Genomic DNA, 24,228 nt, shown 5'->3' on the forward strand with positions numbered 1-24,228 from the left:
CTCAAAGAATCGGTTTGCCACCCGTCACGCCGTAGCGTTCGCCGGAGATATAGCTGCCCTCATCCGAAGCCAGCAGCACGTAGATGGGCGCCACTTCGACCGGCTGGCCGGGGCGTCCCAGCGGCGTGCTGCCACCGAAATTTTTTACAGAGTCCTCCGTCATCGTCGATACGATCAACGGCGTCCAGATAGGCCCCGGGGCGACGCTGTTAACGCGGATACCGCGCTCGCCGAGCATCTGCGCCAGGCCCGCGGTGAAGTTGGCAATCGCGCCTTTGGTCGCCGCATAGGGCAACAAACTGGGGTTGGGCGCGTCGGAATTGACCGAACTGGTATTGATGATCGAACTGCCCTCGGCCATGTGCGGCAGCGCGGCCTTGCAGATGCGGAACATCGCGGTGACGTTGACGTTGAACGTCTTCACCCAGTCTTCGTCAGGGATGTCTTCCAGGGTTTTATAGGTCATCTGGAAAGCTGCGTTGTTGACCAGTACATCGATGCGCCCGAACTTCTCCACCGTGTCGTTGACGATCGCGGTGCACTGATCCGCGTTGCCCAGGTCGCCGGGCAACAGCAGGCATTGACGCCCCGCTGCCTCGACCCAGCGTGCGGTTTCCTTGGCGTCTTCATGTTCATCCAGATACGAGACCGCCACATCCGCGCCTTCGCGCGCAAAGGCTATGGCCACTGCGCGGCCGATGCCGCTGTCGGCCCCCGTGATCAACGCAATTTTATTGGCCATGCGGCCCGAGCCTTTGTAGGTCTGTTCACCACAATCGGGCATCGGGTCCATCTTGCCCTGGTCGCCGGGCACGGGCTGCTGTTGAGGTTTGAAGGGTGGTTTTGGATAGCTGTTCATCGTATTTCCTCCGGATGTGATTATCTTTGCGAGGGTCCGCGGGACGGGGAAGTTCAGACGGATTTGCATAAATCGGATAACAACGCGGGTGCAGGGCGGGCAAAAACAGGCATGGCGAAAAGCCTTGATCGCCGATCAGGCCGTACTCTCATCAGGCGTTACGGCTTTCTTCCAGCAACAGGTCAGCCACCGCTTGCCGACCTACCAGGGCAGACGACGCCTGTGCACCAAAGGCGCGTAGCTGACGCTCAGCGCTGCTGCCGTCGCGCAGCATTTGCCGTGCCTGGGCGAACACGCCCTCCTCGCCCAGCGCACGGGCGGTTTCACCCAATTGCTGCTGCGCCAGCACCAACCATTGTTCAAGCGTTACGGGCTCTGTGTCCGGTGCCAGCACAAAGCGCCCGGCACGGCCCCAGCGCCTCGCTTGAATGCGGTTTTCCTTAAGCAGCCAGTGCCGTTCAACACTGTATTGGCTGCCGGGTGCCGGCATCTGGCAGGCGTGTTTGATCATCACGCGGAACAGCCCGGCCAGGGCCAGCGCGTCGCTCAATCGCGGGCATGCATCGGTCATGCGCAACTCCAGCGTCGGGTAGCTCAACGAGGGTCGGCAACCCCACCAGATATTCGCGTCACTGGCCAATGCCCCGCTATGTCTCAACAGACTCAGGTATCGCTCAAAGCCCGGTTCGTCCGCTAGATATTCAGGAATACCCATGCGTGGCCACTCGTCACACAGCACCTGCCGATAACTGCAATAGCCACTGGATTGGCCCTGCCACAACGGCGATGAAACGCTGAGGGCCAGCAGCATGGGCAACCAGGGCAACACCTCGTTCAGCACGGCGATCCGATCGACCCCCACCGGGATTTCTGCGTGAACATGCAGCCCACTGAGTACGCTGCGCTGCGCAACGATCTGGAACTCATCGAACAAGCGCTGGAAATGCGCCTGGGGCGTCGCGCGTTGCGCTTGCCAATCGGCCAACGGGTGCGCGCCGCTGCATATAAAACCCAGCCCGTGCCCGGCCAACGCCTGGCTCAATTCGCGACGGACCCGGCCAAGGTAAGTGGCGGCTTCATCGGAGCTGTCAAACACCGGCGACGCCACTTCGATCTGGCCCTGGAACATCTCATAGGAGAAGCCCTCGCCAATGGCCTCGCGGCATGCCGCAAGCACATGCGCCGACGGCTCGGCGAGCATGCGCCGCGTGCGCAGATCGGTGATGAAATATTCTTCTTCGATGCCGAAGCGCTGTGCGCGATCCATGAGCGATCAACTCAGGCGGGTAACAGTAAGCGCCACCGCGGCGATGCGTTCGACGTGCTCATAGCCCGGCTGTTCCAGTTCTTCGCCAAAGACATCGGGGTCCAGCTCCTGGTAGGTCCAGCCAAAAGCGTCGCTGGTCAGCAAGGCGCGGGCTGCCTCAAGAAACACGTCGCGCCCCTCAACCATGGCGACCCCGGTGTAAAGCAGTAAGGTGCCGTCGCGCTCCAGGCGCGGCAGCGCTTCACGCAGGATACGCAGCGACAGCGCTTCGCCCAGCTCACCGCCGCCGTGGCGATAGGAACGCTGCTGGCTGTCTTTCATATAGGGCGGATTGGCGAGGATCAGGTCAAAGCAACCGTCGACGCTGTCGAGCACATCGCTGTGGTAAACGCTGACGTTCGGTGCCCCGGCCAGTTCGGCATTGACCGCACTCAGGCGCAGCGCCTTGGGGTTGATGTCCACCGCGAGCACCTCGGCGTCGGGACGCGCACGCGCCACCAGCAAGGCAGCGGCGCCCGACCCGCAGCCGATGTCCACGGCGCGGCGTATCGGCGCGAAGCGTTGGCGCAGGCAGCCTTCTATCACACTGGCAAAACGGTAGGTGTCGGGGCCGAAAAACACCGAATCAGCCTCCTCGGTAGGAAACGCCGAATGCGCCAGCAGCAAGGGCCCCAGGGTCGACCAGCGCACCGTGCTGTGCCAGCGGTCGTGGGCCTTGACGATGATTCCGGCCTGCTGCAGTTCCTCCCGTTCGGCAGCTTCGAACACCTGCGTGTCGAAGGGCCGCGACCAACCGAAAATCCCACGCATGTCGCTGGCCGCTGCGTTATCCCAGCGGGCAATGACCCGCTGGTGGGTCAGTGGCGTGGGCGTGATGAAGCGATAGCCTTGCGCCTGCAGGCGCCGGCCCAGGTGCAGCAGCGCGCGGTCGGCTTGCGATTGGGCCGATATCACGGGGGGCGTTGAACACAGCAGCGATTCGAGCATGGTCGGGGTTCCTTGTCGGTCAGCGCAGACCTGCGCGCAATTCGATAAAACGACGGGTCGCAAACAAGCCGGCGGGACGATGATGGCGGTGAGGGCCAAGCCACGGCAGCAACAGGGCCAACTGCTGCTCACCATCGTGTTGTGCCAGTGCGTCGCGCAACGCGCAGGTTTCAGGGTCATCCGGCGTATGCTCGTTCGCGCCTGACGACACCGGCCGCACTGGACGTGCCCGTGCACTACTTTTTACATCGCGCCAATCGCCTGCTATCCAGTCCCGCAGCAGTTGTTTTTCATAGCCGCTGAACACGCCGAACATGGCGGCGCCCGGGCCTTCGATCAGTTGCCAGAAACGACTGTCCTCGGGCGCCTGGTGTCGCTTGATCCAACCCTTGTCCTCAAGGGCCTGCAAAAAACTGCGGATCTGCCCCGGCTGCGCCAGCCATTGGTTGACACTCTTGCCGTCGAAGCGGCAGTAGTCCGAATGCATGTGCTGGGCGAACGGCCGCTTGCGTTCAAGCATGGCCACCACTTCTTCTTCCAGGTCGAACGCCTGGATCGCCGCCGTGGTGCCCTGTCCAAGGTCGTTCAACTGATAACCGCGGCGTACCCGTTGCCAATACTCGGTTGCGTCCATTCCGTTCGGCATCAAGGCCAGGACCGCTTGCACGGCCCGGCGGGCATGGCCGCTGCTGGCGTTGTCGATGGTCACATGGAGGCTGAAATAATAGGGGTCGATCCCCAGTTCCTTGAGCTCGTAGGCGCAGATCAGCAAGTGCAATGGCAACTGCTCATAACCGAGGTTGTAGCCAAGGATCTCCGGCATGTGCGACGCGCCGCTCTGGCCGAGTGCCAACTGGATGGCACCCTGGTGAAAATGCTGATCCTGCCAGCCGAAATCACCGTCGCAGCCTTGTTCGGCCAACAGACGTTGGTATATCGCGACGTGGTTCTGCGTCGGCTCGCCATCGCCGAGCTCTTCCAGGTAAGTGGTCAAAAGTCCGTCGTAGCGGTAGTCCCGCCAGTGCGCGAGCACACCGTAGAGCCAGGCACCATCCACCTGTTTGGTCGGCGCCACGCACTGCAGGAAGTACAGGGCGTGAGCTTTGTTCTGGAAATACCGGCGGCCGCCGCCTTGCTGCCGGTCTTGCAAGTACTGCGCATATTCCTGGGCAACGGCGGTGCAGTTGAGTTCTACCCAGTTCATCAGTTGGTCGGGCGACATGGGCAATGCGCTGTCGTCCGCGGCGCCGACGTGATCCAGCTGCGCCTGCAGAAACTCCGCTGCCGCTTGCGCGGACCCGGCGTCCCAATCGGCGAGCAGGCGCTGGTACTGGCTACGCAACGGCCCTTCATGCTGCCACTGAGAAGCACTTTGCAGGGTTTGAAAGACAGTCATGGCAGGCTCCATCTACAAGTTTTTTCAGGCCTCGGCGACTGCCAACACCCGTTACGCAACGCTTTTTAGCGCCTCTATAACGAGAGAGCCGATCCTGGCTCAAATAATTCCATCGGCGTGCGCCAAGGTCTGACCAAGGGCGTACGGTCAGGGCTTCAAACGTTTCTCGTCTTCCGGGCCCGGTGTCACCCGCGCGCCTTCCCCGTCCGCATTCATATCGCCTTCATCTTCTCTGGACACTCGCTCGTCGTCGGTGAGTCCCTGGCCAATGTCTTTTTCCGGCAACTGCGCAGGGGTCTCCGTTGTTGCAGGTTGGCTGGTGGATTGCGTTTTCATAGGCATGGCCTCCTCGGCTGACTCATAGGGAATGATTGAAATTTTTCCATTGCGCTCAAGAGTCGCGAATTTGATCCGGCAGATTTCAACAATGCCCTGGGCGGATCGGGATGCTGCAAGAATGTCGTCTTCGTCCAATCAATCGCGCCTGCTTCAGACGCTTGTGAAGCACGTGACCCTGCTAACCCTTGCTGTGTTCGGGCGAAGATGGCCCCTTGGTGACACCGCGCGGGCCGGCAATAGCCCATATGGCTGCGCCTAAAAACGGCAACAGCACAACTATTGCAGTCCAGCCTGCCTTTTGCCCCGACCTGTTATCGCTTCGCCAGACGCTGTTGATGATCCACAGATCGAGCAATATGAGGACAACGGCCAAACCTATCCAAAAGTAAGTAGTTTGCATGGGTGCACCTCCGGGTTATGCACTGTTAGGTCATGCATAGACTCGCAGGGTTCATTATTTTTAAGCGCTGCCTCACGCACTAAGCGAAGCGGCGCCATGCCACTACTTCAGCATCACCGGCGGGGCAAAGTTATACGAAGCGGCGTTTTTCAAATGGTTTTGTACAAGTTTAACCATGGGTTTTACCGTTTATCGGCATTTCAGAAACTTCTCAAAACGATTAGCAAATTGGGCTTATCCGAATAGGTGTTCGCTGCACGAATGTGCAACTAGCGAAACGACAACTCATTGTGGAGATCTATCATGACTACCAGCAATAAGAACCCTGGAAATTTCGCCAACGATCAACAAAAAGCTTCTGAAGCCGGCAAGAAAGGCGGTCAGTCGTCTGGCGGCAATTTTGCCAATGATCGCGAAAAGGCTTCCGAGGCCGGCCGTAAAGGTGGCCAGAACAGCCATGGCGGAGGGCGCAAGTCGTAAGTGATCCAACAGGGGGCAGCTTCTGCTGCCCCTTCCTTTCAGCCGGAGAACCCACCATGCGCGCTGCACTCGAACCTCAGCGACACGCTCCCAGCTCTACGACCGCCAGTGACACCCCACCGGCAGGCGCTGCTAAGACATTGCCAAAAGCCCGCTCCTGTTATGAACGAATGGAAACGGTCGAGAACGCCGAAGCGACCATCCGGCCCGAGCAGACGCCTCCCGTTTGCGAACGAACGAGCTAGCACCGCTGTTCATTGACCGGCAGCCATATGTCCTGAACATCCGATCACCCGTGTCAGAGGTGCCTTATGCCTTTACATGTCATCCACTTCACCGGCCCGGTCAACGCCTCGACCTGCAGCCAGCTTATCGAAAAGTCCTCATTGGCTGTCCAGCAGAACGCCACCGGCCTGATCGTGAACATCGCGACCATGGGCGGTGAATGCAGTTATGGCTTCACGATGTACAACTTTTTACTCGCACTTCCGATTCCGGTGCATACGCACAACCTGGGCACCGTGGAGTCCATGGGCAACATTATTTTCCTGGCGGGCGAACGCAGGACGGCGTGCGAGCACAGCAAGTTCCTGTTTCATCCGTTTCATTGGCATGTACAGGGTGCCGTCGATCATTCGCGCATGTCGGAATACGCCATGAGCCTCGACTATGACTTGCAGTTGTACGCGCGCATCGTTGCGCAACGAACCACACAGGCCGTCGAGAAACTGGACACCGAAAAATACTTGATCGCCGCGCCGCGCATTCTTGATCCACACCAGGCGATGGCCAGCGGCCTGATCCATGCGATCGAATCACCCGTCATCCAGGCGGAGTGTGCATGCAGTTTCATTCACTCCTAGCCAGGGAACATCAGATGCCTGCGAAAAATAAAAATTGGACGAGGAAACCCCATCACTCTCAAGAGGTGTGAAGGAGAGCGGCTTCAAACCCGGACACTTTCTGAGGTGATGACAACATTCAGAAGGAGCTCACATGAAAAACTCTTTATACATTATCGAGTATGAACTTCATCAAGTTCCCAGGTCTTTCATAATAAGAAGCGAAGCCATGTCCAATGAAGAAGCATGGCACTGGGCCTGCTGCGATGCAGGCATTGGCATCATCCCCCGTTCCCGCAACGACAAGATCAAACGAATAAGCAAACCGCTCGCTGAACGCTTCGGCCTTGAAAATGTAAAGTGGCGCCCGTCTGGAAGTATTCCATTTATCGCACAACCCTATATGCCACCCCCGCCTGAATAAACACAGCGATTCGGTGTTTATATAAAACCAAAAAAAAAGCCCGTACTCAGTACGGGCAAATCAGGAGTTACCTTGAGACTGCAGGAGTTAACAGACTCAGTATTAAGAAGTTAAAAGCACGGTAATGGTTTGTTTTCTTTTACTTATGACCGACGAACGGCACGACTCATAAAAAACGCAGATTTATTCGCGCACAGGTGCAAATAGAGCACGCCTTGGCCAAGTAGCTGGAGCGCAAATAGAAAAAATGTCCAGCCGGTCCTTGCACTGTGAAACTAAGACTATGAATACGCTGATAATCGCCTTCCTCAACCGCTCTCCCCTGCCAATGCACGCTCGTAGAAATGGGGAAGACATTTCAAAGCGTGTTCTGCAGCGTACATCTGCACCTGCTCACGCGAGCCAGTAAAACGCTCTTTTCTGCTGAATAGGCGAAGGCCCCGAGAGGTACGATAACCCCAGGCAAAACAGACAGTCCCGGCGGGAATACCCTCTACGTCATCTGGCCCCAGAATGCCGGTGGTGGCAACGGCGACATCGGCCGCGCTATCGCACAACGCACCCTGGGCCATTTCCCTGGCGACCTCGCAGCTGGTCAAGTTGAACGTTTCGATCGTGTATGCACGCACCTTCAACAGCCGCTGCTTCGCTTCAGGCGAGTAGACAATGTAGCCGCTGTCTATAAACGAGCCACTGCCCTCGACCTCTGAAAGCAGCGTGATAATTTTTCCGGCCGTACAGGATTCAGCGGTGGTAATCACCAAACGGTTGGATTTCAGGAACTGGACAGTTGAAGCAGCTATGGTCATTCCGCCCCCCTCGGCATATGCACATATCAACGCAAACGGCGCGGTTGCAGCGCCGCCTGAATGCACCTGCAACGTCACTGTATTCAACGAAGCCAGGTGAGTTGTACATGAAAAATGACAGGGGCATCTGGGCGTTGTTCAAAATTTCTCCGCTGTTTTCGACGACGTCACCGCTTCCACCTGACCTGGAGTGATTGTGAACTCACGGCACTTGCGCGCACTCGGATTAGAAGCCATGTGAACAAAGGAAGAAGGACGCCATGCAGAACCTCAAAATCGCCACGTTCAACATCAACGGCATTGGCGCGCGACTTCCAAACCTTCTGCAATGGCTCGAAAAAGAGCGGCCGGACATCGTTTGCCTGCAGGAACTGAAGGCGCAGGACAAGGCGTTCCCCGCCGGCGAGCTTGAGGCGGCCGGCTATGGCTCGTTGCATCACGGCCAGTCTGCATGGAACGGCGTGGCCATTCTCGCGCGCGATTCCGAGCCTCTTCTGATTCATAAAGGCTTGCCCGGCGCGCAGGACGATCCGCAGTCGCGGTACCTCGAAGCGGCGGTGCATGGCGTGATTGTCGGCTGCCTGTATCTGCCCAATGGAAACCCGCAGCCCGGCCCCAAATTCGATTACAAGCTCAAGTGGTTCGAGCAATTGATCGCGCATGCCGAAACACTACAGGCCAGCGAACACCCGGTCGTCCTCGCGGGTGACTACAACGTGGTGCCCACCGACCTGGATATCTATAACACGCGCTCATGGCTCAAGGATGCGCTCCTGCAGCCGGAAAGCCGCGAGTGCTTTCACAGGCTGCTGGACCAAGGTTGGATCGACTCGGTGAGGCATCTGTATCCGGAAGAGCGCGTGTACACCTACTGGGATTATTTCCGTCAGCACTGGCAGAAGAATTCAGGGTTGCGCATTGACCACCTTCTGCTGAACCCGGTGCTGGCTCCTCACCTGAAGAATGCCGGCGTGGATGCATGGGTCCGGGGCGAAGAGCACCCCAGCGACCACGCTCCGACATGGATCGAGGTCTCATCCAGCCTGTCGCGCAAGCGCACAGCCGTGCAGAAGAAACGCTCGGGAAAATCGGCAGTGCCCAACCCTGCCGAGAAGCCCCCCGCATCCCCTGCCAGGTCGGGAAAGCCTCAGCTGACCAATGCCCAACCCTCCGCGCTGCCGGAAAGCCTGAAGCCGGAACTGGCCACGCTGGTGGATTCGGCCCCTGAGGGTGATTGGCGATATGAAGTCAAGTTCGACGGCTACCGCATCATGGCCCGGGTGGATAAGGGCAAGGTGCGCTTGTTTACCCGCAATGGCCATGATTGGACGCACAAGCTTCCTCGCCAGGCGCAGGCCATTGCCGGCCTCGCCTTGACGTCCGCATGGCTGGACGGCGAAATCGTGGTTGCCAATGAGCAAGGCATTCCTGATTTTCAGGCACTCCAGAATGCTTTTGAGCTGGGCCGCGACGGCAACATTGTTTACCACCTCTTCGACATGCCCTTTCTCGACGGCATGGATTTACGCGAGGTGCCGGTCGGACAACGCCGGGAAGCCTTGTCCAGAGTGCTGGAGAGCAATGAAGATGAGGCACTGAGGTATTCGCAGGACTTCGCCGAAACGCCGCAGGCACTGCTGGACAGCGCATGCCAGATGCAAATGGAGGGACTCATTGGTAAACGCGTTGGCAGTGCCTACGTGTCCCGTCGCAGCGGCGACTGGATCAAGCTCAAATGTAAACGTCGCCAGGAATTCGTCGTCGTCGGCTATACAGAGCCGAAAGGTTCGCGCAGTAAGTTCGGCGCGCTGCTCCTGGGCCTGCACGACGTGGACAGCGGCCAGCTCAAATACGCCGGGAAAGTCGGCACCGGCTTCAACCAGGTAACCCTCAAGACGATCTACGAACAGTTAACCCCCCTCGAAACCAGGAAGCCTGCCGTGGTAAACCCGCCCACGGGTTTCGAGGCCAAGGACGTGCACTGGTTGAAGCCTTCGCTTCTGGCAGAGGTTGCCTTTGCCGAAATCACAAAAGAAGGCTCCGTGAGACAAGCCGTATTCCAGGGGCTACGCAACGATAAACCCGCAAAGTCGATCATTGAAGAACGCCCCGCCCATAGCCCCGACATCGCGAAAAAGCCCGAAAAAAAACCGCCATCTGCGGCGAAGGCCAAAGGTAAAGGCAGCGACGACGGCTCCACCACGATCCGACTCACCCATCCGCAACGGGTGATTGACCCGAGCAGCGGCGCGACCAAACGTGACCTGGCGGATTACTGCATCGGCGTCTCTGACTGGTTGCTACCGCAGTTACTCAATCGTCCGGTCGCGCTGGTGCGCGCTCCCGACGGAATCGGCGCAGAGCTGTTCTTTCAAAAGAACGCGCAGCGTCTGGCCATCCCCGGCATCGAAATCATCGGTAAAGCAGAGACCGGCCATCCTGTGATGTTGATCAACAACATAGAGGCGCTGATAGGCGCCATCCAGATGAGCACCATTGAACTGCATACCTGGAATGCCGTTGCCAAGGACCTGCATCGCCCTGATCGATTTATTCTCGACCTCGACCCCGATCCTGCACTGCCATGGAAAAGCATGGTGGAGGCAACCCAACTGACATTAACGGTACTGGACGAACTGGGGCTTAAATCTTTCCTGAAAACCAGCGGCGGCAAGGGCATCCACATTGTTGTGCCATTGACGCCGAAAGCCGACTGGGAGGCGGTAAAGAGCTTTAGCCACGCGATTGTCAGGCATATAGCCAACCTGCTTCCCGATCGGTTCTCGGCGGTTTCCGGTCCCAAGAACCGGGTGGGACGGATTTTCATCGACTACCTGCGCAATGGCCTGGGCGCAACCACCATTTGCGCCTATTCGCCACGTACCCGCGAGGGTTTGCCGGTTTCCGTGCCGATCTTCAGAGATGAACTCAAAGAGATCAAAGGCGCTAACGCCTGGAACATCCACAACGTTCATCAACGCCTGGAAAACCTCGACGTTGACCCGTGGGCGGATATGCCTGGAACAAAGCAGACCATCACCGCTCAGATGCGCAAACGCATCGGTCTCAAGTAGCGCCGCCTCTGGCTCGGTTTTGCCGGGGCAGGTGATTACAGCCGGAACCGGTCCACCGACTGCGACAGCTTGCCCGCCAGGCTGGACAACTCGTCCGTCGTCGAAGCGGTTTCACCGATCACCCGGCTGTTGGTTTGCGACATGCCGGCGATCATCTCCACCTGATGCGCAATTTCATTGCTGGCCAGGCTCTGTTCACCGATGGTGCGGGAGATATCCGTCACCAATTCAGTGGTGTTCAGCGTTGCCTGGAGAATCTCGCGGATGGCCCGTTCGACATCGGCGGTGACGGCCATGCCTTTATCCACCTGAGCGACACCCTCCTCCATACTCGTCACCGCTTCCCGGGTGCTTTGCTGGATTCGCCCGACCATGCTGGCAATTTCCTGGGTTGACGCACTGGTACGCCCGGCGAGGCTGCGCACTTCATCGGCGACCACAGCAAAACCGCGCCCCTGCTCTCCCGCGCGAGCGGCTTCGATGGCAGCGTTCAGGGCCAACAGGTTGGTTTGATCGGCAATCCCCTTGATCACCTGGATGATGCTGTAGATCGCTTCGGACTCCTTGTCCAGCGTACGAATGACCTGGGCCGACTGCTGCGCGGAACGCGCAATGCTGTCCATATCAGTCACCACCTGATGAATCACCTGGCCGCCGTCTTTGGCCAAGGCCTGCGCCTGATTGGCCATGTCCAAGGCGCGTTCGGCATGCCGGGTGATCTCCTCGATGCTGGCGGTCATTTCACTGGCTGCGGCGGCCATGGCGCTGGCGGCGGAGCTTTGTTGCTGGCTGCTGCCGGCTACTTCATGGCAGCCCTGGCTCAGCTGCTCACTCATGCCGTTGACGCCATGGGCGTTGCTGCGCACCACTTCGATCATGCGGCGCAAGTCCTGCTGCATGGTCGCCAGGCTGCGAATCAATGAGCTGGCTTCGTCCTTGCGGTTGGGTTCGACGATCGGCTCGCTCAGGTTGCCTTGAGCGATGCTTGCGGCAATGCGACTGGCCGTGCGCAAGGGCGCCATGATGCTCAAGGCAACCCAACGGCCCTGGGCCAATAGCAGCAACAGGCTGGCGATCAACACCACCGCCAGGGTGAAGTTGGCGTTACGGATGGTCTGACGCGTACCGACGCTGGCTTGTTGGGTATTGTGTTCGATCTGCTCGCTCAGCGTCGCCATCTGTTCTTCGAGCTGGCTGAAGATGCCATTGAATGTCGCCAGTTCTGCGCGTGCGGCCTCTGGGTTTTCCAACGCCAGCGCGACGATGCGCTCGCCGGCGCTGATATAGGTATCCAGGGTGGGTTTGATTTTTTCCAGGTTCGTCCTGAGCCCGTCGTCCAACGGCAACTTGAGGTTGTCGCTCAACACTTGCCGAAAGTGTTCGGCATGCTCCTTGAGCGAGGTATTGACTTCGGCCGGGGTGCTGGCGCTTTTCCCCAGGCCCACCAGCATGGCCGCCAAAACGTCGGCGCGCAGTGCGTCATGCATCATGTCGGCTTCCATGTGGTTACGCAGCACCGTCATGCTCATTTCGCTGTCCTGCACGGCCCCGGCCATGCGCGTATTCCCCAGGTAACCGGCCAGGCTCATGATCAACGCAGTGAGCAATCCGGTCGCAATCAATAGCACCAAGCGTAATTTGATCGTCATGCTGATATCCCCTCAGGCAACTGCACTAACGTCACTGACCACGTTATCGGCAGCGTTTGTCGTCAGTGAAGACTAAGTTTGCGGATCTGCACGGTTCCTTTAAGCTGACCGGCCTCCGCTTCGCCTGGAACTGCACATGCCCCGTAGTCTTGCCCACCTCGCTTTGTTGCTGGGGTTGATCACCGCCATCGGCCCGTTCGCCATCGACAGCTACTTGCCCGCCCTGCCCACATTGGGTGCCAGCCTGCATGCTTCGCCTGCGGCGGTGCAGATGAGCCTGACTGTGTTCTTCGTCATCATCGGCGTGTGCCAGTTGTTCTATGGGCCGATCAGTGATGTATTCGGGCGCAAACCGCCCATTTATGCAGGCTTGGCGATCTTTGCCGTGGCCAGTGTCGGCTGTGCGCTGGCCCCCACTATCGAAGTGCTGATTGGCTTTCGTGCCTTGCAGGCCTTTGGCGCGTGCGCCGGGATGGTGATTCCCCGGGCGATTGTCCGTGACCTGTATACCGGCCATGAGGCCGCACGCTTGATGGCGTTGCTGATGCTGGTCATGAGTGTTTCGCCGATCCTGGCGCCCTTGGCCGGTAGCGTGGTGATCTCGCTCTGGAGTTGGCGCGAAGTATTTGCCGTGCTGGCCGTCGTCTCGCTGTTGTGCCTGGTGATGACCATCGTGCAGTTGCCCGAAACCCATCCGGCCGAACGCCGCCTGGGCAGAACCCTGGGCAATGCCATCGGTAGCTATGGGGCGTTATTGCGCGATCCGGTATTCATCGGTTTGTCGCTGGTCAGTGGTTTTGGCCTGGCCACCTTCTTCGTGTTCATCGGCAGCGCACCGTTCGTGTACATCGAGTATTTCGGCCTGACACCGACGCAATTCAGCCTGTGCTTTGCCCTCAATGCCGCTTCGTTCTTTACGATGAGCCAACTCACGGCACGTCTGAGCGCACGTTTTGGGCTGGCGCCGCTGATTCGCTGGTCAGTGATCGCAGTGGCCGGCGTGTTGGGTTTGCTGGCGGTGACCACGGCCTGGAGCAGTAACCTGGTCTTGATGATGAGCCTGTTGTTTATCGGCTTCGGTTTCCTCGGGCTGCTGTTGCCGGCTGCCGGGGTATTGTCGCTCGAGGATCATGGCGCGGTAGCAGGCTCCGCATCGGCGCTGCTGGGGGCCATCCAGATGATCACCGGCGCGGTGTGTATGGCGCTGGTCGGCGTGTTTGCCGATCACACACCAGCGCCCATGTTGGTCGGCATCGCACTCTGTGCGGCAGCTGCGCTGCTTGTCACCTTGTGGACCTTGCGCCGCCTGCCGTCGCACCTGGCAAGCGCACGGTCTTGACATCGTTTTCACTGATATCCGCTATCGGCCGGAATCCGTTCAGCCCGTGGGACCAGGGTTTATAGAATGGCGACCTAGTCAAACCACTCCCGATGGGGTTGGAGGTCGCCATGCGTTACTTGCTGATTGCCGTGCTGAGCCTGTTCAGCACCTTCGCCGCTGCCCAGGGTGAACCCGGCCCGAGCGTCAACACGCCGGTCAACCAGGCCGACGATTATTGGCAGGATCTGGATATCGCCAAGGCCGTGCGCAGCACGCGCGCGGCGACAACCCCTTGCGGCCCGATCAAGGGGCATGTGGTCTACGTCGATAACCAGGGTGTGCGCCATGAACTGGACTACATTCGCGTCGGTGACGCCTGCCCCCACAGTTGACCCGAACTACAGATCGAAGCGATCCACTGCCCGGCGCCGTTCGTTGTCGTCGCGCATGTCATAACTGGCCGTGGTCTGGATATTGGTGTGGTGCGCCAGTTTCTGTGCGATCGACAGGTCATGTTCTTCAATCACACGGGTAATGAAGGATCGCCTGAAATCATGGGGCATGATCTTCACACCCACCTGCTCGCCCCGCTGGCGGGCGATGTAATAAATCGCATGTTTGGTAATGCGCTCCCGGGTGATATGGCTGCCCCGGCGAATGCGGTTGAACAGAAATGCATCGTCCTCTTCCCCTTCCTTGAGTTGCTCGCGCCGAAACGCCAGCCACGCTTGCAACTTGGCGAAGGCCCAGTCCGGCGCGTACTTGATGAGTTCCTTATTGCCTTTGCCGGTCACGCGCAAGCTACGTTCGCCGAAATCAACCTGGGCCAGATCAAGGTTGACCGATTCCGACTTACGCATGCCTGAGCCATACAGAATGCCGATGACCGCGGCGTCACGCAGGCCCTGGGGGCGAGGGTCGGCGGCGCAGACTTCCATCAGTTCGCGGATCAGCGTACGGCGCAGGTTGCGGCCCTGGCCCAGGCGCGTGCCGGATGCGGCCTTGACCGAGCGCATCTTGAGTAGGTGGTCCTGGCTGATCAAGCTCATGCGCCAGGCTTCGTTCATCACCCCCCGCACTGCATTCACATACAGCGATGAGGTGTTCGGCGCATAGCCGTCCTCGCGCAATGCCGCGACCAGGGCGATCACGTGTTCCGGTTGCAGCAGGTGCCAGTCAATCTCTTCGAGGTTGATATCTTCGAAACCGAGACGGTCGGCGGCATCCTGCAGCACGTAACGCATGGTCAATTGGCTGGAGGGGGCCAGGCGGGTGAGGTAGAGGGTCAACGGGTTGCGGATAGACTCAGTCAAAACAGTTTAGCCTTTGAATTAAATACCTCTAGCAACCAATTGATTGATAAAGGTATTTAGTGAATTGGCAAGGGCTGAGTCTAACGCAGGATCAGCCCTGGCACAAAAGCACGGCTATTGTTCGTCCTCGACCGGGTCCTGGGGTTGGGTCTGTGACTGGCTCCAATCGGCATCTTGGGCCTGCATCAGGGCAAACCAATGCTGGCGCATGAATGCCAGGTAACTGTCCGGCGCCTTGTCGAAGTCCTTCTCGTCGCTGTAACAGCCCGGCAGCGGCAGTTCGGTGCCCTGCTCCTTGTATTGGCTCACCAGCGCCTGTTGTGCGGCGACGCTGCAATCCTTGGGCAGCGGCATGCCGCGCAGCGCACCGGCCTCCTCGTCCCACCAGCTCGCGCCCACGCGATCGACGCCGCGCAAACGGTATTTGCGGGATTTACCCGCATGCATGATCAGCTTGAATTCACGGGGGCTGACATCGCTGGTGCAGGTACGCGAATAGCCCACCGTGGCCTGGGTGACGCCGTCACCCGCCAGGTCGGTGACTTTGGTCGCAGCCATGTCAAACCGCAGTCCGGCATCGAACTCGCAATGCTGTACATCGTCGTAGAGCATCCAGACCCGTTTGGGGTGGCTGCCGTCCAGCAAATACTGGGCGGCGTAGACAAAGGCCGACTGAGTACCGTCATCGTCCCGCTCGCTGACCTGTTCGGCGAGTACCAGCAGGTTTTTACCCTGACGGTCGTCCCAGGTATAAGCGGCGACCTGTTTGCCACGGACCTCGACGCCTTCCGGCGCCTGGTCGATCGTGGTAAGCGTGACGCCGTCGTCGGCGCGCACGGTTGTGACACCGGCCACGCTCATCAATAACCCCATCAATGATCCCATCAAGGCGGGCCGCAACCGGCCGCTAAAGAGCTGCACGCTATTCATCCGAGTACCCTGGCAAGAGATGGCTTACTTTACCGGCACTTGAGGGCCAATGCAGAGAAGATTCTTGAATGTCGGTTAAAATCGCCAAGCGATTGCCTTGGGAACCTATCCCTTGGCCTGTCAGCTACTTAGCTGAACCATGGCTGTCTATTTGTGAAAAAAACGAGTTTTTCATATGCCTTTCATATTCGTTGAACATTTTTCCGCTTAACCTTGGCGCAGGACTTGAGAAAAAACCGCGTTTTTCCCGACTAACCTGTTGATTCGGCTTTACCTTTCATATATTTCGTCTTTACTCTGCTAGCTCATGGAAGAAACTCGCGCCCGTCTTCAGGAAAGTCAAATGAATGCCGCAACCCCACGCTACGTCTAATCTGCCCGCTGTGCATCAGTCCGGATTACTGCTGTTTTCACGCTCCAATTGCTCTAGCCCCGAGGTCTTGAATCTTTGAAACCCTACCCTATTGATCTCGTGTCGATCGTTATCCCGGTCTACAACGAAGAAGACAGCTTGCCTGAATTGCTGCGTCGCACGACGGCAGCTTGCAAGCAACTGGCCTATAAATACGAAATCATCCTGGTGGATGACGGTAGTCGTGACAGTTCGGCCCAATTGCTGGAAGACGCCGCCGCTGAAGACGGCAGCAACGTGGTTGCGGTAATCCTCAACCGTAACTACGGCCAGCACGCGGCAATCATGGCCGGCTTCGAGCAGTGCCGTGGCGATGTGGTGATTACCCTCGACGCCGACCTGCAGAACCCGCCGGAAGAAATCCCGCGCCTGGTAGAGCAGGCCGCCCTCGGCTACGACGTGGTCGCGACCGTGCGCAACAACCGCCAGGACTCGGCCTTCCGCCGCTGGCCTTCGCGCCTGATCAATCTGGCCGTGCAACGCTCCACCGGCGTGGCCATGACCGACTACGGCTGCATGCTGCGCGCCTATCGCCGCACCATCGTCGACGCGATGCTGGCCTGCCGCGAGCGCAGCACCTTCATCCCGATCCTGGCCAACGGCTTTGCCCGCCACACCACGGAAATCCTGGTGCACCACGCCGAGCGTGAGCATGGCGAGTCAAAATACAGCGCCATGCGCTTGATCAGCCTGATGTTCGACCTGCTGACCTGCATGACCACCACGCCGTTGCGCCTGCTGTCCATCGTCGGCTTCAGCCTGGCGGCACTGGGTATGCTGTTTGCCTTCGCGTTGATCTTCCTGCGCCTGGTGTTCGGTGCCGAATGGGCCGGTTCAGGCATGTTCGTGCTGTTCGCCGTGCTGTTCGTGTTCACCGGTGGTCAATTCATCGGCATGGGCCTCTTGGGCGAATACCTGGGACGCATGTACAGTGACGTCCGTGCCCGCCCACGGTTCTTTATCGAAAAAGTGTTGCGCAACCAACCCGCAGCACCTGCTCCGGTCGTCGTGGTCGACGGCCTGGCAACTTCTCACACTTCCACTTCTCCTTCCGATCAGGTTTCGTCATGAATTCAAAAGCTGTTGTCTTCGCTTACCACGATATTGGCTGTGCAGGCATTGAAGCCCTGCTGACCGCCGGCTATGACATTGCTGCCGTGTTCACCCATGCCGACGACCCCAAGGAAAACAATTTCTACGGTTCCGTCGCCCAGCTCTGCGCACGCAATGGCATTCCGGTACACGCTCCGGAAGACGCCAACCACCCTCTGTGGATCGAGCGCATCGCCAAGCTGAACCCGGACTTCATCTTTTCCTTCTACTACCGCAACCTGCTGAGCGAGCCGCTGCTGGCCACCGCCAGCAAAGGCGCGTTCAACCTGCACGGTTCGCTGCTGCCTAAATACCGTGGCCGCGCCCCGGCCAACTGGGTGCTGGTAAACGGCGAAACCGAAACCGGCGTGACCCTGCACCGCATGGTCAAGCGCGCCGATGCCGGCGCGATCCTGGCTCAGCAGAAAGTCGTCATCGACCGCACCGATACAGGCCTGACCCTGCACGCCAAACTGCGTGAAGCGGCCACCAACCTGCTGCGCGACGCCCTGCCACAACTGGCCCAGGGCAAATTGACCGAAACCGCCCAGGACGAAAGCCAGGCCACCTACTTCGGCCGCCGCACCGCTGCCGATGGCAAGCTGGACTGGAAAAAGCCGGCTGAAGAACTGTTCAACCTGGTTCGCGCCGTCACTCAACCTTATCCGGGCGCCTTCTGTGCCGTGGGCGAGCACAAACTGATCGTTTGGCAAGCCGACGTGGTCAAGGGCAATGAAGGCCTGGCGCCAGGCCGTGTGATCAGCGTCAACCCGCTGCGCATCGCCTGTGGTGAAGACTCCCTGGTGGTCAAGTTCGGCCAGCGCAACGAAAACGGCCTGTACCTGGCCGGCCCTTCCCTGGCTGACGAATTGGGCCTGGTGGACGGTTCCGTGCTGCGCGGCGCCGAGTCCGGCCGCAAGCCACGCCGTACCCGCGTTCTGATCCTGGGTGTGAACGGTTTCATCGGTAACCACCTGTCCGAGCGCCTGCTGCGTGACGACCGTTACGAAATCTACGGCCTGGACATCGGTTCCGACGCCATCGAGCGCCTGCGCAGCCACCCGAACTTCCACTATGTGGAAGGTGACATCAGCATTCACTCCGAGTGGATCGAATACCACATCAAGAAGTGCGACGTGGTACTGCCGCTGGTGGCCATCGCCACGCCGATCGAATACACCCGCAACCCGCTGCGCGTATTCGAACTGGACTTCGAAGAGAACCTGAAACTGGTTCGCTACTGCGTCAAGTACAACAAGCGCGTGATCTTCCCGTCGACCTCCGAAGTCTATGGCATGTGCCAGGACCAGTACTTCGACGAAGACACCTCGAACCTTGTGGTAGGTCCGGTCAACAAGCAGCGCTGGATCTACTCGGTCTCCAAGCAACTGCTGGACCGCGTGATCTGGGCCTACGGCGACAAAGGCCTGAAGTTCACCCTGTTCCGTCCGTTCAACTGGATGGGCCCGCGCCTGGACCGCCTGGACTCGGCCCGTATCGGCAGCTCCCGTGCCATCACCCAGCTGATCCTGAACCTGGTGGAAGGCACCCCGATCCGTCTGTTCGACGGTGGCGAGCAGAAGCGTTGCTTCACTGACATCGCTGACGGCATCGAAGCCCTGGCACGCATCATTGATAACGAAAATGGTGTCTGCGACGGCCAGATCGTCAACATCGGCAACCCGGAAAACGAAGCCAGCATCCGTCAGTTGGGCGAAGAGCTGCTGCGTCAGTTCGAAGCTCACCCGCTGCGTGGCAACTTCCCCCCGTTCGCCGGTTTCCGCGACGTAGAGAGCAAGGCGTTCTACGGTACCGGTTACCAGGACGTGGCACACCGCAAGCCAAGCATCGAAAACGCCAAGCGCCTGCTGAACTGGGAGCCGACCGTGGAAATGAGCGAAACCATCGGCAACACCCTGGACTTCTTCCTGCGTGAAGCCATGCTCGAAATCGCGGACAAAAAGTAATGCAGGCAGGTCTTCGCATTGACGTCGACACCTACCGTGGCACCCGTGAAGGTGTGCCGCGGTTGCTCGAATCCCTGGATGAAGCCGGGGTAAAAGCGACGTTCTTCTTCAGCGTTGGACCGGACAACATGGGGCGCCACTTGTGGCGCCTCATCCGTCCGCAATTCCTGTGGAAGATGCTGCGCTCCAATGCTGCCGGGTTGTATGGCTGGGATATCCTGCTCGCCGGCACCGCCTGGCCGGGCAAGCCGATCGGGCGTGACCTGGGGCATCTGATGCGCCAGGCCAAGGCCGCCGGCCATGAAGTCGGCCTGCATGCGTGGGATCACCACGGCTGGCAGGCCAATACCGGGCGTTGGAGCGATGCACAGCTGGTCGAACAGATCCGCCGTGGCGTCGATACCCTGAGCGACATCCTGGGCGAGCGCGTCGATTGTTCAGCGGCTGCCGGCTGGCGTGCCGATGAACGCGTGGTGCAAGCCAAACAAAGCTTCAACTTCCGCTACAACAGCGATTGCCGGGGCACCAGCCTGTTTCGACCGACCTTGGCCGATGGCAGCGCGGGCACCCCACAAATTCCGGTAGACCTGCCGACCTTCGACGAAGTCGTCGGGCCGGTAGTGGCTGCCAAAGATTTCAACAGTTTCATTCTTGACCGGTTTTCCCCGTCGAAACTGAATGTCTACACGATCCATGCAGAGGTAGAAGGGATTCTGATGGCTGATGATTTCCGCCAGTTGCTCGCCCAAGCCGAGCAGCGCGGCATCGACTTCAAACCTCTGGGCGACCTGTTGCCTGCGGATGTGACCACCCTGCCCCAGCAACACCTGGTGCGCGGTGCGTTGAGCGGCCGAGAAGGCTGGCTCGGAGTGCAGCAGGCATGATCCGGCGCTGGGCATTGCCCCTGCTCCTGTTGGCGTTTGGCGTGTTTTACCTGTTACCGCTGGCCACCCACGGCCTGTGGATTCCCGATGAAACCCGCTATGCACAGATCAGCCAGGAAATGCTGCTGACCGGCAAATGGGCTTCGCCGCACTTCATGGGCATTCGCTACTTCGAAAAACCTGCCGCCGGTTACTGGATGATCGCGCTGGGCCAGGCGATTTTCGGTCAGAACCTGTTCGGCGTGCGTTTTGCTTCAGCCTTGAGTACCGGGCTGAGCATCCTGCTGGTGTATCTGGTCTCGCGTCGGCTGTGGAACGACCCGCAGAAAAGCCTGGTCAGCACCGTGCTGTACATGAGCTTCGTCAGCGTGGCTCTGCTCGGCGGTTATGCCAACCTGGACCCGCAGTTCACCTTCTGGGTCAACCTGACAGGCGCTGCGCTCTGGTTCTGCTTCGACAGCACCACTCGCGCTGGCCGCATGGGGGCCTGGGCCTTGCTCGGTGTCGCCTGCGGCATGGGCTTCATGACCAAGGGCTTCCTGGCGTGGTTACTGCCGGTGCTGATCGCCCTGCCCTACGCCATTTGGCAGAAACGCATGGGCCAATTGCTGGGTTACGGCGTCGTGGCCGTGGTCGTGGCCATTGCCGTCAGCGTGCCGTGGGCATTGGCCGTGCATCTGCAGGAGCCCGACTACTGGAGCTTCTTCTTCTGGCATGAACATATCCAGCGTTTTGCCGGTGAAGATGCGCAACATGCAGAACCGTTCTGGTATTACCTGCCCTTGATGGTCGCGTTCTCGCTGCCCTGGATCGCCCTGCTGCCGTCCACGGTCAAACAGGCCTGGGTGGAAAAGCGCCTGCCAAAGACTGCATTCCTGCTGTTGTGGCTGTTGATGCCCCTGGCATTCTTCAGCCTGGCCAAGGGCAAGCTGCCGTCCTACATCATGCCGTGCCTGTTACCGCTGGCGCTGTTGATGGGGTCGACCCTGAGCGACAAACTTGCCGCAGGCAAGGCGCGTGCATTGCGCATCAACGGTGGGTTGAACCTGGTCATCGGTTTTGTGGCCTTGCTGGCGATCAGCTGGTTCCAATTGAAAAAACCGGTGTATGAACCCGGGCAGGAAACCCTCAGCCTGGTGCTGGTGTTTACCTTCCTGTTCGGTTGGATCGTCGTGAACCTGTTGCAAGCCGTACGGCCTTTGACGCTGTGGGCTGCCCCCGTCGTCGGCAGCTGGCTGCTGGTGGCGCTGGTCCCGGCTGCGTTGCCGCATTCGGTGGTTTACAACAAGACGCCGGACCAGTTCATCATCGATCACCTGCAGGAACTGCAACCGACCACCGCATTGCTGAGCAATGACCTGGGCGCGGCCTCGGCCTTGTCCTGGCGCCTGGCCCGCCCGCAAGTCACCCTCTACAACACGGTGGGTGAAGTGAAATACGGCCTTGCCTACCCGGACACCGCCTATCGCAAGATCGACCCCACCCAAGTCCAGCAATGGATGAGTGATGCGCGCAAGCAAGGCGCCGTGGGCGTGGTAATGCGGGTCAAGGGTGAAGACGAAGTCGCCGAAGTCGAGCTGCTGCCCAAAGACGGCAAGCGCTACGAACAAGGCAATATCATGATCATGATCTTCCCTCAGGTCCCGCAATGATCACACTGCTTCTATTGCTGAGCGCCTGTCTGCTCACCTGCATGGGCCAGGTCTCGCAAAAGTTTGCCGTCGAAAGCTGGCGCGATCAGCCAGAGGGTTGGGCACTGAAACTGCGCTCACCGTGGTTGTGGTCGGCGCTGTTTTGCCTGGGCCTGGGTTTGCTGGTGTGGCTGCTGGTTCTGCAACGCCTGGAAGTCGGTATCGCCTACCCCATGCTCAGCCTGAACTTCGTTCTGGTCACGCTGATGGCTCACTTTGTGTTTCACGAACATATCGATGGCCGTCACTGGCTGGGGGTCGCGCTGGTCATCGCCGGCGTTGTATTGCTGGGGCGCCAGGTATGAGCCAGGCGCGTGGTTTTGCCCTGGCCCTGGGGAGCGTCGGCCTGGTCAGCGCTGCCCAGTTGGGCATGCGCTGGAGCATGACACGCCTGCCGCTGCCCACTGAATGGCTGGCTGCCTTCAACCACAACGCTATCGACCTTGGCGCCCTGGGTGTGGTGATCCTGGCGATCATCGCCTACGCGCTATCGATGCTCTGCTGGCTCGGGGCACTCAAAGACCTGCCCTTGGGCCGCGCCTATTCGTTGCTCAGTATCAGTTATGCACTGGTGTACTTATTGGCCGCCAGCCTGCCGGTGTTCAACGAACATTTTTCGCTTTCAAAAACCCTGGGGGTGGCGTTGGTCATCCTCGGTGTACTGGTCATCAACTCTCGTCGTGCTAGCAGCATAAGTCCCAGGAATGCCTCATGAAAATCAGTGTATTTGGTAGTGGTTACGTCGGTCTGGTGCAAGCCACCGTTTTGGCCGAAGTCGGTCACGATGTCATCTGCATGGACGTTGACAAGAGCAAGGTCGAATCGCTCCAGAAAGGCCACGTGACGATCTTTGAACCGGGCCTGGCAGCCATGGTCAAGGAAAACCTGGAAAGCGGCCGCCTGCACTTTACCTATGATGAAAAACTGGCCGTTGAACACGGTGAAGTGCTGTTCATCGCCGTAGGCACGCCTTCGGACGAAGACGGTTCGGCTGACCTGAAATATGTACTGTCGGTAGGCGACGCGGTTTCCCGCCATCGTGTGGAGCCGGTGATCCTGGTGGAGAAGTCCACTGTGCCGGTCGGCACCGGCGACACGCTGCGCGCGCATATCGAGAAGAACCTGCGCATTGCCGGCCGCCACCTGGAGTTCGATATCGTCTCCAACCCGGAATTCCTCAAGGAAGGCTCGGCCGTTGCCGACTGCCGCCGCCCGGACCGCATCATCATTGGCTGCGAACGCGAAGAAGTGCGTGAAGTGATGCGCGACCTGTACGCGCCGTTCAACCGCAACCACGACCGCATCATCTTCATGGACCTGCGCAGCGCCGAACTGACCAAGTACGCCGCCAACTGCATGCTGGCCACCAAGATCAGCTTCATCAACCAGATCGCCGAACTGGCCGAACACCTGGGCGCCGACATCGAAGCGGTGCGTTTGGGGATTGGTGCCGACTCGCGCATTGGTTACCACTTCATCTACCCGGGCTGCGGCTACGGCGGTTCGTGCTTCCCCAAGGATATGCGCGCCCTGATCCACAGCGCCAAGGAAGCCAACTGCTCCAGCGACCTGCTTGAAGCGGTGGAAGCCATCAACCAGCGCCAGAAGAGCAAGCTGTTCGAGCGTATCAACGCTTACTTCAAGGGCGAACTGAAGGGCAAGACCTTCGCGTTGTGGGGCCTGGCGTTCAAGCCCAACACCGATGACATGCGCGATGCTCCAAGCCGCGTACTGATGGAAGCCCTCTGGGCCGCCGGCGCCAATGTGCGAGCATTCGACCCGGAAGCCATGCAGGAAACCCAGCGCATTTATGGCGATGAATCACGCCTGACCCTCCTGGGTACCCCGGAATCCGCCTTGAGCGGCGCCGAGGCCCTGATCGTCTGCACCGAATGGCAGCAGTTCAAGGCGCCGGACTTCGATCTGATCCAGCAGCGCCTGAAAAACCCGGTGATTTTCGACGGTCGCAACCTGTACGACGGTGAGCGCCTGGCCCGCAAAGGCTTCAAATATTTCCCAATGGGCCGGGGTGACTCCTGCGAGTTGCCGATTCCCCAGCAAAACTGGGTCCCACAGGCCAAGGAAGGCTGAT

At 59.3% G+C, this 24,228-nt stretch carries 22 protein-coding genes and 1 pseudogene; 13 read left to right on the plus strand and 10 right to left on the minus strand.

What is annotated here, in order from left to right:
• Nucleotide 1: 1 nt before the first annotated feature.
• The 6 genes and pseudogenes from M5B97_RS00310 to M5B97_RS00335 form a co-directional block, all read right to left on the minus strand.
• On the minus strand, nucleotides 2–859 hold the full coding sequence (locus M5B97_RS00310) for an SDR family oxidoreductase (RefSeq protein ID WP_134657239.1): 858 nt from the start codon (nucleotides 857–859) through the stop codon (nucleotides 2–4).
• Between the two features lie 151 nt (nucleotides 860–1,010).
• Nucleotides 1,011–2,126, minus strand: a complete 1,116-nt coding sequence (locus tag M5B97_RS00315) for a carboxylate-amine ligase (protein ID WP_248730356.1) — start codon at nucleotides 2,124–2,126, stop codon at nucleotides 1,011–1,013.
• A gap of 6 nt (nucleotides 2,127–2,132) precedes the next feature.
• Nucleotides 2,133–3,077 (minus strand): class I SAM-dependent methyltransferase, encoded by a 945-nt coding sequence (locus M5B97_RS00320; RefSeq protein ID WP_177421580.1) that lies wholly within the window; start codon nucleotides 3,075–3,077, stop codon nucleotides 2,133–2,135.
• A 55-nt stretch (nucleotides 3,078–3,132) separates the two neighbouring features.
• Entirely contained in the window at nucleotides 3,133–4,509 is a 1,377-nt protein-coding gene (locus M5B97_RS00325) for an iron-containing redox enzyme family protein (protein WP_248730357.1), read from the minus strand.
• Nucleotides 4,510–4,866: 357 nt separating this feature from the next.
• Nucleotides 4,867–5,023: pseudogene (locus tag M5B97_RS27700) on the minus strand (YetF domain-containing protein); the annotation flags it as partial.
• A 3-nt stretch (nucleotides 5,024–5,026) separates the two neighbouring features.
• Nucleotides 5,027–5,248 (minus strand): PLD nuclease N-terminal domain-containing protein, encoded by a 222-nt coding sequence (locus M5B97_RS00335; RefSeq protein ID WP_123718381.1) that lies wholly within the window; start codon nucleotides 5,246–5,248, stop codon nucleotides 5,027–5,029.
• 303 nt (nucleotides 5,249–5,551) lie between these two features.
• Here M5B97_RS00335 and M5B97_RS00340 point away from each other — a divergent pair, with 303 nt between their 5' ends.
• The 3 genes from M5B97_RS00340 to M5B97_RS00350 all read left to right on the plus strand — a co-directional run bounded on the left by M5B97_RS00340 (nucleotide 5,552) and on the right by M5B97_RS00350 (nucleotide 6,994).
• A complete protein-coding gene (locus M5B97_RS00340; RefSeq protein ID WP_123718382.1) occupies nucleotides 5,552–5,728 on the plus strand; it encodes a general stress protein in 177 nt (58 codons plus the stop codon).
• Nucleotides 5,729–6,039: 311 nt separating this feature from the next.
• Nucleotides 6,040–6,591, plus strand: a complete 552-nt coding sequence (locus tag M5B97_RS00345; RefSeq protein ID WP_248730359.1) for an ATP-dependent Clp protease proteolytic subunit — start codon at nucleotides 6,040–6,042, stop codon at nucleotides 6,589–6,591.
• A 133-nt stretch (nucleotides 6,592–6,724) separates the two neighbouring features.
• The gene (locus tag M5B97_RS00350; RefSeq protein ID WP_134657246.1) at nucleotides 6,725–6,994 is read left to right on the plus strand and encodes a DUF6555 family protein; all 270 of its coding nucleotides are present in this window, start codon (nucleotides 6,725–6,727) and stop codon (nucleotides 6,992–6,994) included.
• 308 nt (nucleotides 6,995–7,302) lie between these two features.
• On the opposite strand, the gene M5B97_RS00355 is transcribed toward M5B97_RS00350, so the two are convergent.
• Nucleotides 7,303–7,803, minus strand: coding sequence for a CinA family protein (locus M5B97_RS00355; protein WP_248730360.1), 501 nt, complete (start codon nucleotides 7,801–7,803; stop codon nucleotides 7,303–7,305).
• A 260-nt stretch (nucleotides 7,804–8,063) separates the two neighbouring features.
• Here M5B97_RS00355 and ligD point away from each other — a divergent pair, with 260 nt between their 5' ends.
• The gene (gene ligD, locus M5B97_RS00360) at nucleotides 8,064–10,877 is read left to right on the plus strand and encodes a DNA ligase D (protein ID WP_248730361.1); all 2,814 of its coding nucleotides are present in this window, start codon (nucleotides 8,064–8,066) and stop codon (nucleotides 10,875–10,877) included.
• Between the two features lie 35 nt (nucleotides 10,878–10,912).
• Here the strand turns inward: ligD and M5B97_RS00365 are convergent, their stop codons facing one another.
• Nucleotides 10,913–12,526: a methyl-accepting chemotaxis protein gene (locus tag M5B97_RS00365; protein ID WP_248730362.1), complete on the minus strand. Its 1,614-nt coding sequence runs from the start codon at nucleotides 12,524–12,526 to the stop codon at nucleotides 10,913–10,915.
• Nucleotides 12,527–12,662: 136 nt separating this feature from the next.
• On the opposite strand from M5B97_RS00365, the gene M5B97_RS00370 reads away from it, so the two are divergent.
• Together M5B97_RS00370 and M5B97_RS00375 are read left to right on the plus strand one after the other, a co-directional pair.
• Complete coding sequence (locus M5B97_RS00370; protein ID WP_248730363.1) at nucleotides 12,663–13,865, plus strand: multidrug effflux MFS transporter; 1,203 nt, start codon at nucleotides 12,663–12,665, stop codon at nucleotides 13,863–13,865.
• Nucleotides 13,866–13,975: 110 nt separating this feature from the next.
• On the plus strand, nucleotides 13,976–14,239 hold the full coding sequence (locus M5B97_RS00375; RefSeq protein ID WP_248730364.1) for a DUF2790 domain-containing protein: 264 nt from the start codon (nucleotides 13,976–13,978) through the stop codon (nucleotides 14,237–14,239).
• 6 nt (nucleotides 14,240–14,245) lie between these two features.
• Here the strand turns inward: M5B97_RS00375 and M5B97_RS00380 are convergent, their stop codons facing one another.
• A complete protein-coding gene (locus tag M5B97_RS00380) occupies nucleotides 14,246–15,160 on the minus strand; it encodes a tyrosine-type recombinase/integrase (protein WP_123718389.1) in 915 nt (304 codons plus the stop codon).
• Nucleotides 15,161–15,274: 114 nt separating this feature from the next.
• Nucleotides 15,275–16,090, minus strand: coding sequence for a M949_RS01915 family surface polysaccharide biosynthesis protein (locus tag M5B97_RS00385; protein ID WP_248730365.1), 816 nt, complete (start codon nucleotides 16,088–16,090; stop codon nucleotides 15,275–15,277).
• Between the two features lie 448 nt (nucleotides 16,091–16,538).
• Here M5B97_RS00385 and arnC point away from each other — a divergent pair, with 448 nt between their 5' ends.
• From arnC to M5B97_RS00420, 7 genes are read left to right on the plus strand one after another with little or no spacing between them, the layout of a single operon-like run.
• Nucleotides 16,539–17,573: an undecaprenyl-phosphate 4-deoxy-4-formamido-L-arabinose transferase gene (gene arnC, locus M5B97_RS00390; protein ID WP_161548040.1), complete on the plus strand. Its 1,035-nt coding sequence runs from the start codon at nucleotides 16,539–16,541 to the stop codon at nucleotides 17,571–17,573.
• A complete protein-coding gene (gene arnA, locus M5B97_RS00395) occupies nucleotides 17,570–19,561 on the plus strand; it encodes a bifunctional UDP-4-amino-4-deoxy-L-arabinose formyltransferase/UDP-glucuronic acid oxidase ArnA (protein ID WP_123718392.1) in 1,992 nt (663 codons plus the stop codon). Before arnC ends, arnA begins: the two co-directional genes overlap by 4 nt.
• Entirely contained in the window at nucleotides 19,561–20,445 is an 885-nt protein-coding gene (gene arnD, locus M5B97_RS00400; protein ID WP_123718393.1) for a 4-deoxy-4-formamido-L-arabinose-phosphoundecaprenol deformylase, read from the plus strand. The genes arnA and arnD overlap by 1 nt, the downstream gene beginning before the upstream one ends.
• Nucleotides 20,442–22,097 (plus strand): lipid IV(A) 4-amino-4-deoxy-L-arabinosyltransferase, encoded by a 1,656-nt coding sequence (arnT, locus tag M5B97_RS00405; RefSeq protein WP_248730366.1) that lies wholly within the window; start codon nucleotides 20,442–20,444, stop codon nucleotides 22,095–22,097. Before arnD ends, arnT begins: the two co-directional genes overlap by 4 nt.
• Complete coding sequence (gene arnE / locus M5B97_RS00410) at nucleotides 22,094–22,441, plus strand: 4-amino-4-deoxy-L-arabinose-phosphoundecaprenol flippase subunit ArnE (RefSeq protein ID WP_248730367.1); 348 nt, start codon at nucleotides 22,094–22,096, stop codon at nucleotides 22,439–22,441. Before arnT ends, arnE begins: the two co-directional genes overlap by 4 nt.
• Nucleotides 22,438–22,851, plus strand: a complete 414-nt coding sequence (arnF, locus tag M5B97_RS00415) for a 4-amino-4-deoxy-L-arabinose-phosphoundecaprenol flippase subunit ArnF (protein ID WP_248730368.1) — start codon at nucleotides 22,438–22,440, stop codon at nucleotides 22,849–22,851. Before arnE ends, arnF begins: the two co-directional genes overlap by 4 nt.
• A complete protein-coding gene (locus tag M5B97_RS00420; RefSeq protein ID WP_123718397.1) occupies nucleotides 22,848–24,227 on the plus strand; it encodes a UDP-glucose/GDP-mannose dehydrogenase family protein in 1,380 nt (459 codons plus the stop codon). The genes arnF and M5B97_RS00420 overlap by 4 nt, the downstream gene beginning before the upstream one ends.
• Nucleotide 24,228: the final 1 nt, after the last annotated feature.

The sequence above is a fragment of the Pseudomonas sp. MWU13-2517 genome (genome assembly GCF_023242545.1).
Taxonomy (GTDB): Bacteria; Pseudomonadota; Gammaproteobacteria; order Pseudomonadales; family Pseudomonadaceae; genus Aquipseudomonas.